Raw genomic sequence first — 8,712 nt, forward strand, 5'->3', positions numbered from 1 at the left:
AGTCAATGAAATCAACGGTCTACCCAGACCACCCCCGCGCCAGTGCTAGCTTTGCGTACCGTCACTTATTGCACTGAAAACGAGGAGACCCCATGCGCCGCTTCCTGCTGCATGTGCTGCCGGGCGGCTTCCACCGGATCCGGCACTACGGCCTGTTGGCCAACAGCAACCGGCGGGACAACCTGGCGCTGGCGCGCCAGTTGTTGCAGGTGGCGCCGTCATCGCCGCAAACGCCGGCCGCCGATGGCTTGGACTCGCCACGTCCGACCTTCGTCTGCGCGCACTGCGGCCACGCGATGGTGGTGCTGCAGGTCTTCTTGCGCGACTGCTCGATTCGGGCGCCGCCGGCACCATGACCACGCTCGAACACCACCGATCAACTCGACGCTGGACATGGCGCCCGGTGGGCTTCTGCGTGCGTCGCCTGGTCAGCGTCTGCGCAGGATCGGCCAAGAGCTCCTGCCGTATCGAAGCGGCACACGGATGGGCGCCTGCGGTCATCGATGAGGTGTCGATGCTCAGTCGCAGGCTGCCAACTCGCGACCCGCGCGTAGAGCAATCGCCATAGCCACCGCGCTCGACATCTACCGTGGCGGTCGCCGCGGTTTCCTCCCTCGAGGCTTATGCAACACCTGCCCGACAGCAGTGAGGGTGCTCTACCGCTTGTGCGGCTGGGCAGGTGTCACACAAGCCTTAACTCTTGCGCGACAATGGGACATTCAATGTGGACTTCGCATATCGCTCGACGTAATCGAGCAAATTAGTCAATGCGGCATCCGTCAGATCTTCGTCACCGCTGACTATGCGATCCGCCAGCACGGCGTGCAGCAACGCCATTTCTGACATCGAGGCTCCGCGCCTTTGGTGATAGTGCCAGGAGCGCCGCGCCAAACCCAGAATCGGTCGCATCGCGGCCTCGGCATATTCGTTCTGCGCAGCCTCTAGGCAAAGTTCACCGAACTCCTTGTCCAAGCGGGCAAAATTGATCTGGTCGTTGCTTACGATACATGAGCGAAAATCGACAGCTATGGAAGAAAACCGCACTCGCTGATCAAGCGTTGCGCGCCGGGCGGCGGAACGACAAACAAGACCCTCGACCTCTCTCCTTAGCTCAAGCAGGTTCAGCTGGCCCACCAGATCCAGTGGCGAAACCATCAGACCCCGCTTGGGCAGCACCTGAATCAAACGATCCCTGGAAAGCCGCTGAATCGCCTCGCGCGTGGGCGTGCGCCCGATGCCGGTCAACTCGCTCAGTTCCTGCTCGGAAATAATGCTGCCCGGCGCCAAGCCAAGCGTGATGATGGCCTCTTCCAGAATATCGTACGCACGCTCGGCGAGACTCTTCCGAAGCGGCAGGTACCCAGCCTTCCCCGCACCAAATGCCAAACCGGTTTTTTTCCCCATGATGTCTTCAGACATTGTTATGCAGGTTCTGGAAATCAAGCATCCGGGCCATTCTATGCCGAGCAGCAAGCACGGCAAATGCCACCCGCACCCTGCTTCGCTCCAGGACGATCAGTTGCTCAAGTCAGACATGGGCGGCATCAGTGTATCCATCGAAGGGGGCATCAGGGTATCCGCATCTACGGCAACCGGCGCAGCCTTTCCGCTGTTGACCGGACCGAGAACGAACGACGGATCGTAGATGACGAACGCTGTCGCCAAAATCTGCAGCGCAATGAATGGAATACACCCCGCATAGATCTGCGCGGTACTCACACCCTTCACATCCAGCCCGCTCTTTCGGTCGACACCATCTGTTTTGGGTGCCACGCTGCGCAGATAGGAAAGCGCCAGACCGAACGGTGGCGTCAAGAACGACGTCTGCAAGGTCATGCCAATGATGACGCCAAACCAGAGCAGGTCGACTTCCATACTGACCGCCACCGGAGTGAGAACCGGAATCACAATGAATGCGATTTCAAACGCATCGATAAACATGCCCAACACAAATACCAATGCGCAAACAGCAATCAAAAAGCCCGTCTGTCCACCCGGCAACTGTTTGAAAAGGGCTTCTACCCACTCATGCCCATCCGCCGCATTGAACGCGAAAGAAAACACCGTAGCACCAATCAGAATGAACAGCACGAAGACCGTTAGCCTGGCAGTCGAATCCACAGCCTGCGTCAACAGCGGGAGGTTGAGCCGCCTTCTGGCAACTCCCATCACGAATGCACCCACCGCTCCCATTGCCCCGCCCTCGGTGGGCGTGGCAATGCCTAGGAAAATCGTTCCGAGCACGAGAAAGATGAGAACGATCGGCGGTATCATCACGAACGTCACCTGCTTTGCCAGACGAGAAAGCCAGTTCAGTCTGAGCCACAGGTCGACGCAGGCCAGCAGGTAAGCGAATACCGTGGCTACCATCAAGCTGATGATGACAACCTCATCGGTTGCCGCAATCCCCTCCCGCCCGATCAGGCGCTCGACGATCCGGTCATGGAAATGTGCCCAGCCCAATCCGACCAAAAGCGCCAAGATCAGCAGAACGAGCAGCGAAGCATGGCCGCTGGAGCCCGAGGGCTCGCGGTGGATGCGAGCGGACACGGGGATTGCCGGCACCCAGTGAGGCCGAATCACAGCGACGAATGCGATGAATACCAAGAACAACCCGATCAGGATTACCGATGGCAACATGGCACCAGCATACATGTCCCCCACCGATCGGCCCAGTTGATCAGCGAGAACGATCAGCACCAGCGACGGCGGTACGATCTGCGCCAGCGTGCCGGACGCGGCGATCACGCCCGCTGCGATGGGCCGGTTGTACCCGTAACGTAGCATGATGGGCAGGGATATCAGCCCCATCGAAATCACCGCCGCTGCAATCACTCCGGTGGTTGCAGCCAGCATGGCGCCGACGAGCACGACAGCCACCGCAAAGCCACCGCGGATCGGGCCGAATACGTGGCCGACCACCTCGAGCAGGTCTTCCGCCATTCGCGAACGTTCCAGCAGTAGCCCCATCAAGGTAAAAAAGGGGACCGCCAGCAAGGTTTCATTTTGTACGATTCCATAAATCCGGTACGAAAGGGCACTGAAGAGGCTCGGGCTGAAAAGCCCCAGTTCCATGCCGAGTACCCCGAACGTCAGTCCTGTTCCAATCAAGGCAAAGGCAACGGGAATGCCGCTCAACAAGAACACCAGAAGCCCGACAAACATGAGTGGGACGAAATTCGCCACCAGAAACCCTTCAAGCATCAGCACCCCCCTTGGAGCCGCTGCGATCCTCGACCCGGCCCACCACGCCCCCCCCCCCTTCTTTGCCGAGGACCACGAGCATTCTTTTGGCAATTTCCGCACACACCTGCAGCAGCAGCAATGCAAACCCTACCGGTAAGCACAGAAGCACAGGCCAGCGGGTCAGCCCCCCCGCGTTCGAGCTCATCTCCCCAGTTCGCCAGGCGATCTCGAACATCGGCCAGGAATACCAGATCAGCATTAGGCAAAACGGGATAGCAAACAGCGACAGGGCCACCGCATCCACAGTTGCGTTGGTTCGTGCGCTCAGCTTCGTGGAAACGAAATCAACGCGCACGTGGCCGTCCTTGAGCAGCACATAGGCAGCGCCCAGCAGCACTCCCGCAGCGAACAGGTACCACTGCAGTTCCAAGAAGGCATTCGAGCTGATGTCGAACACGCGACGACTGATGGCATTTCCAGCACTGATCACCACCGCGACCACAAAAAACCACCTTGCCGTGATACCAACCCATTCGCTCAGCCGGTCGATGCCATGAGTAATCTTCAACATAACGTGCCTTCAAGTGATGCCAGTAGGCACCCATACAGATGCCCGCTGGCCTGATGCCCCTGAATCAGAGGCTTCTTTCTGCCTCAGCGTCCACGCCTCGACAGCGAATAGCTGTCGAGGAAATGGTCTGCCACCCGGTACCAGGAAGACTGCTTGTTCTGGAAATTCCGGTAGTGCTGGTAAATCGCCTTGAAGTCCGCGTCCTTGGATGAAATTTCCTCCAGCATGCTGATCGTCGTGTCGTAAGCGACGTCCAGAATTTCCTTGGGAAACCACCGCAACTTGACGCCCGACGACAGAATCCGCTGAATGGCGTCCGGATTCTTGGAGTCGTAGATCGCCAGCATGCGCATGTTGGATTCGAACGCCGCCACCTCGAACGCGGCCTGATAGTCCTTCGGCAATGCCGCCCAAGCTTTCTGATTCGCGACTGCCGAGACTTGCGCGCTGCCACCCTCCCACCAACCGGGCGAGTAGTAATACTGCGTCACCTTGGCAAGTCCAAGCTTTTCATCGTCATAGGGACCGACGAACTCGGCCGCGTCGACTACGCCTTTCTCGAGCGCAGCATAGAGGTCTCCGCCCGGGATCGTCTGAGGCACGACGCCTAGACGGCTGATCACCTGTCCGCCGAATCCGCCAATCCGCATCTTCAACCCGGAGAGATCCTTAAGGCTGTTGATTTCTTTGCGGAACCACCCCCCCATCTGGGTGCCAAAGTTGCCGCAGGGCACCGAGTGGCAATTGAATCCGGCGAACACCTTCTGCACCTCTTTGAGCCCACCGGCCTCATACAGCCAAGCATTCTGTTGCCGTACGTTCATGCCGAACGGCAGACCGGACTCGAACACCAACGCCGGGTTCTTGCCAAAGTAGAACGAGCCGGACACCTGCCCGGCCTCAACCGTGCCGGCACTCACCGCGTCCAGTACTTGCAGCGGTGGCACCAGGTCACCCGGAGGGTGAAGGGTGATAGTGAACTTGCCGTTGGTGAGTTCGGCCACGCGCTTGCACATCTGTTCGGTGGAACCGTAGCAGGTATCGAGACTTCGGGGATAGAGCGCGGCCATCCGCCATCGAACCGACCGCTGCGTCTGGGCGTAAGCGCCCGCAGTGAACGATGCGGTAGCGCCCAAAGCGCCCGCTTTCAATAGCTGTCTGCGTCGAGTCATGTCTTGTCTCCTTCTGTAGAGTTCAGGCAAGTTCGCCCACCGCCACACGCCAGCGGGGGGCATCTTTTTCCCGGCTTTTTAGGTTGGCACCGATGCAAGCCCGTCGATGCCTTCGGGCACTTGCTGGCGGCTATCGGGCGGACAAGCCGCCATCAACGACAAGTTCGGAACCTGTCACATACGATGAATCGTCGGAGGCGAGAAACAGCACAGCCTGGGCGGCTTCCTCTGCCGTGCCGGAGCGCTTGAGAGGCACTTCGGCGTTGAGCTTCTTGCGCTGTTCGGGATCCGCGCTGCTGACCGATGTGCGCATGGCGGACATCCAACCAGGGTGAACGGAGTTGACGCGGATGCCCTGATCGGCGAACTGCACCGCCGCTGCCTTGGACATGAGGCGCACAGCGCCCTTGGAGGCGTTGTAGCCCATGTGCGTGATTTCATGGGCGATCAACCCCGCCACGGATGACATGTTGACGATCGACCCCCGCCCACTCTTGGCCAGCAGATCGCGGGCCAGCTTCATCCCCAGGAAAGTCCCGCGTGCGTTGATCTCCCATTGCTTGTCGAAATAGTCCAGGTCCATCCGGTCGGGCACCGATCCGCTGATGCCGGCGTTGTTGACCAGCACGTCCAGGCGGCCCTCCGACGCCTCGACGCGAGCCAGTACCGACTGCCATGCATGTGCATCCGTCACGTCCAGAGGTAGGAAATACACCTTCTTGCCTTCCACGATGTACTTCTGAGCCAACGTCTCGCCATCCTGCACATGCAGATCGCAGATGTATACGGTAGCCCCTTCTTGCGTGAACAACTTGCAGATGGCAGCACCAATGCCACCTGCACCACCCGTTACCAAAGCCACTTTGCCTTCAAGCCGCACAGCTGTCTCCTTCATTTCAAAAAAAGCAATAAAAATCCGACCAATGACACATTACCCTGATGAAACCAACCCGACAAATCCCTGGCCATTCAGCCTAACCTTTTCATACCTTCTGAAATAGCTAAACCCACTGCCCCGGGCCTTTCAGACAGGATCAGATGGCCGCATCCATCCAGCGCAACAAGTTCCGAACACGGAATTCGCTGGGAAACCAGCATGGCATCCGAAAACGGGCAATCCAGATCCTCGGTACCATGCACGATCAATGTCGGGATATCAATTTTATAAAGTACCTCCCTGCAATCGAAATGCAGCATGGATTTCCAGCAATTGAGCACAGCCAAGGGATCCGTCGACCCCTTCAATCCCGCCTTCTCGGAGCGTTCGGATATTTCCATCAGGAGCCCTTCATCATTCATGGACTGAAATATGTTTGCCACCCCCGCCACTTTCGACAATCCGGAGCACAGCACCAGCGATCGGATGTCATCGGTGCCGTAACGTTTGACATACTCCAGTGCGACCATTGCCCCCATGCTCCAACCAGCAATGGATACACGACGATCCAGCTTTTGCACCAACGAATGAAGCAGCTCAGCAAACCTTCCTATTGAATAGAAATACTCCAACGAATGCCATGTGTCGCTCCCTCTGGCAGATTTTCCTCTGCCAGGAAAATTCAGCCGAATGCGCTCCACACTGCGAAGATGCTCGCAAACACCATCCCAGATAGTCAGATCGCTCTGCAAACCATGCAGCAGGATCAGTGGTGGACCTGAACCCTCAGACCGAACTTCGGTGCTCGTGCCAGACAGGTACTCGATGGCATCGATCGAGCCAACGGCATTCGGTGACAACATATCGTTTCCTCGCTTCCACGAACGTCAGGACAATGCCGGTGTGGATTGCTGGATCTCTTCAATCAGACGATCCAATTGGCCTTCCCGCACCTCCCATTCGTTGTCTAATTTTGCGACAAACTGCACCATCAGACGAATGGAAAAGGCATCAGCCACCGCGGGGTCGCCAGTACGATGCAACAGCAGAGCATGGGCCAGTCTTGCCGGCGCGTCACCTTCATAGCCCCATTCGAAGTCATCGTTCGACGTCTCGTCGAGCGCGAGCAGCTTCGTCAGAGGAGCCCCTTTGTACATGACCACCAGACCGTCGATGGTGCGCTCTCCGCTGTAGATACCCGCAGATGGCTGCTCCTGTGCGATTTTGATCATTTGTTACCCTCGTCTTTTTTCTGCACCGCCGACATGGACCAAAGGCCGAGCATCAGAAATACAACCAATACAATGAGATAGGGAATGTTGCGCTCCATACCCATCGCTACTTCGATCCAATAGCCCAGTACTCCTGCGCATAAAAGCAGCACGGAGAACATAACTTTCTTACCCACAGGCATCGCTCATCTCCTAGAATTCTCAGAGTTTGTTAAACATTGACGCCTCACCGGAAATCAGGCTTGGTGTCGATCGGTGTTTCGACCGGCGTCTTGCGGGTTTTGCGAAGGCCCTTCTTCACATACTTGGTGCTGTAACCATTAAACAAATGTCCGAACAGGCCACGATCCAGGTCGGAAGTGCCGTAGACCCAGTCCCAAAACGGAAATACAACGTTCATGTTGTATTCCATCATCAGGGAAGATTCGTGGTGTGCGGTGTGATGCCGCCTAGCGGTGTTCACGATGGGGCAGTGGCGCAGAAACCAATTATCGTCCACATGGCACAGGAAATGCAGTAGCTCATAGAACACATAGCTTCCAATGGCGGTTGCAAGGATGAGCCAGCCAACATTCACAGAAATGATTATCCCAGCCAGAAAGGCAAATGGTATTGTGGTCAGCGTGAAAAACACGAGGGTGAACGGCGGAAATATCGTGACACGCCAGTCCTTATGGCTGGCGAATCGTGGCTCCTCCGCCGTAAAGAACTGGTGATGCATCAGGGTGTGACGCACATAGACCAGGCGCCAGAACGGGGATTTCGAAGGCCGATGTGCTAAGAAGCGATGACCCAGGTACTCCACCCACTGGCCAAATAAAAACACCGCTGGCACAAAAAGCCATTCCCACCACAACACATTGCTGATGTGACGCGTCGCAAAATAGATCTCGTACAGACCCACCCCGAAAATCAGGAAGGCGTGGTAATAGCCGTTGTAGAAGCCGCTCAGGCGCGAGCGGTAGATTTCCCGGTATTTACGCTGGCGTAGCCCCATTGGGCTGTGAACAAGTTCCATGGTCATCTCCTGAATGTCTACTGATTGCATGCATTTACATGAAATAATGTGTAGTATGCGACATATATATATGATGCATACATAGGGAAAACCCGTAATTTGGTTGCTAAGACCAGGTCATGCTCACCGCATACAAAGGGTTGCCGGAACAGCAAGAAAACGAAGCAGGAAAAGGCGTACCGCTGGTCAACGACAGCTTTGTGCGCCTGCCGCGACGGCCTCACTGATCATGAAGCGGGCGTTATGCGATCAAGAACACGCATACCGGGCGATCAGCACGACGCATGCACCTGGGGTTCATCACGGAATACCGTGGCTAGATGCGTTGTGGTTTTGTACTCTGATGGCTTTGAAGTGTGCGTTGGAGAGCAAAGCAGATGGCCGATGGCAAGCTGTTGGAAGGTTGGGAAGGCTATTCGGTAGAGCGAGTGGAGTGGCCGCAGGAGCCCCGCCGAACGCTGGCGGTGCACCTCAAGGCCATGGGCCGGGAAATGCACTGCGAACAGTATGGAGCGCCGTGCCATCAAGTCCAAGAGACGACGACGCGGCGTGTACGGGACCTGCCGCTGTTTGAGCCCCGATGGCCAGGTCAAATTCCCCCACCCTTGGCCACCCCAAATTCCCCCAGGCAGGACCGGTCAGATTATGACGACTCG

Annotated in this window: 9 protein-coding genes and 2 pseudogenes; 2 read left to right on the forward strand and 9 right to left on the reverse strand. The window is 57.1% G+C overall.

Annotation, left to right across the window (positions count from 1 at the left end; genetic code table 11):
* Positions 1-92: 92 nt before the first annotated feature.
* Positions 93-356 (forward strand): annotated as a pseudogene (locus CON77_RS12430) (transposase); the annotation flags it as partial.
* 337 nt (positions 357-693) lie between these two features.
* Here CON77_RS12430 and CON77_RS12435 read toward each other — a convergent pair.
* From CON77_RS12435 to CON77_RS12470, 9 genes are all read right to left on the reverse strand, one after another.
* On the reverse strand, positions 694-1,419 hold the full coding sequence (locus CON77_RS12435) for a GntR family transcriptional regulator (RefSeq protein ID WP_024972724.1): 726 nt from the start codon (positions 1,417-1,419) through the stop codon (positions 694-696).
* A 96-nt stretch (positions 1,420-1,515) separates the two neighbouring features.
* The gene (locus CON77_RS12440) at positions 1,516-3,204 is read right to left on the reverse strand and encodes a TRAP transporter large permease (RefSeq protein ID WP_101049608.1); all 1,689 of its coding nucleotides are present in this window, start codon (positions 3,202-3,204) and stop codon (positions 1,516-1,518) included.
* Positions 3,197-3,757 carry a TRAP transporter small permease subunit gene (locus tag CON77_RS12445; protein WP_101049600.1) on the reverse strand — a complete coding sequence of 187 codons (561 nt, stop codon included), beginning with the start codon at positions 3,755-3,757 and terminating at the stop codon, positions 3,197-3,199. The genes CON77_RS12440 and CON77_RS12445 overlap by 8 nt, the downstream gene beginning before the upstream one ends.
* Positions 3,758-3,840: 83 nt before the next feature.
* Complete coding sequence (locus tag CON77_RS12450) at positions 3,841-4,929, reverse strand: TRAP transporter substrate-binding protein (RefSeq protein ID WP_101049602.1); 1,089 nt, start codon at positions 4,927-4,929, stop codon at positions 3,841-3,843.
* 130 nt (positions 4,930-5,059) lie between these two features.
* Positions 5,060-5,824: an SDR family NAD(P)-dependent oxidoreductase gene (locus tag CON77_RS12455; RefSeq protein WP_198552364.1), complete on the reverse strand. Its 765-nt coding sequence runs from the start codon at positions 5,822-5,824 to the stop codon at positions 5,060-5,062.
* A gap of 74 nt (positions 5,825-5,898) precedes the next feature.
* The gene (locus tag CON77_RS12460; protein WP_101049604.1) at positions 5,899-6,669 is read right to left on the reverse strand and encodes an alpha/beta fold hydrolase; all 771 of its coding nucleotides are present in this window, start codon (positions 6,667-6,669) and stop codon (positions 5,899-5,901) included.
* Positions 6,670-6,693: 24 nt separating this feature from the next.
* Positions 6,694-7,038, reverse strand: coding sequence for a DUF6166 domain-containing protein (locus CON77_RS12465; RefSeq protein ID WP_101049606.1), 345 nt, complete (start codon positions 7,036-7,038; stop codon positions 6,694-6,696).
* Complete coding sequence (locus CON77_RS15210; RefSeq protein WP_157826951.1) at positions 7,035-7,220, reverse strand: hypothetical protein; 186 nt, start codon at positions 7,218-7,220, stop codon at positions 7,035-7,037. The genes CON77_RS12465 and CON77_RS15210 overlap by 4 nt, the downstream gene beginning before the upstream one ends.
* A 44-nt stretch (positions 7,221-7,264) precedes the next feature.
* Positions 7,265-8,056, reverse strand: coding sequence for a sterol desaturase family protein (locus CON77_RS12470; protein ID WP_101049612.1), 792 nt, complete (start codon positions 8,054-8,056; stop codon positions 7,265-7,267).
* 377 nt (positions 8,057-8,433) lie between these two features.
* Between CON77_RS12470 and CON77_RS15610 the strand changes: the two are divergent.
* Positions 8,434-8,712 (forward strand): annotated as a pseudogene (locus CON77_RS15610) (hypothetical protein); the annotation flags it as partial.

It is taken from the genome of Macromonas nakdongensis (assembly GCF_002837145.1).
Classification (GTDB): domain Bacteria; phylum Pseudomonadota; class Gammaproteobacteria; order Burkholderiales; family Burkholderiaceae_C; genus Macromonas_B; species Macromonas_B nakdongensis.

Excerpts from the sequence above, each read along its gene's own strand:
- CON77_RS12440 (WP_101049608.1), bottom strand. The coding sequence starts at position 3,204 with ATGCTTGAAGGGTTTCTGGTGGCGAATTTCGTCCCACTCATGTTTGTC.
- CON77_RS12445 (WP_101049600.1), bottom strand. The coding sequence starts at position 3,757 with ATGTTGAAGATTACTCATGGCATCGACCGGCTGAGCGAATGGGTTGGT.
- CON77_RS12460 (WP_101049604.1), bottom strand. The coding sequence starts at position 6,669 with ATGTTGTCACCGAATGCCGTTGGCTCGATCGATGCCATCGAGTACCTG.
- CON77_RS12465 (WP_101049606.1), bottom strand. The coding sequence starts at position 7,038 with ATGATCAAAATCGCACAGGAGCAGCCATCTGCGGGTATCTACAGCGGA.
- CON77_RS12455 (WP_198552364.1), bottom strand. The coding sequence starts at position 5,824 with ATGAAGGAGACAGCTGTGCGGCTTGAAGGCAAAGTGGCTTTGGTAACG.
- CON77_RS12470 (WP_101049612.1), bottom strand. The coding sequence starts at position 8,056 with ATGGAACTTGTTCACAGCCCAATGGGGCTACGCCAGCGTAAATACCGG.
- CON77_RS12450 (WP_101049602.1), bottom strand. The coding sequence starts at position 4,929 with ATGACTCGACGCAGACAGCTATTGAAAGCGGGCGCTTTGGGCGCTACC.
- CON77_RS12435 (WP_024972724.1), bottom strand. The coding sequence starts at position 1,419 with ATGTCTGAAGACATCATGGGGAAAAAAACCGGTTTGGCATTTGGTGCG.
- CON77_RS15210 (WP_157826951.1), bottom strand. The coding sequence starts at position 7,220 with ATGCCTGTGGGTAAGAAAGTTATGTTCTCCGTGCTGCTTTTATGCGCA.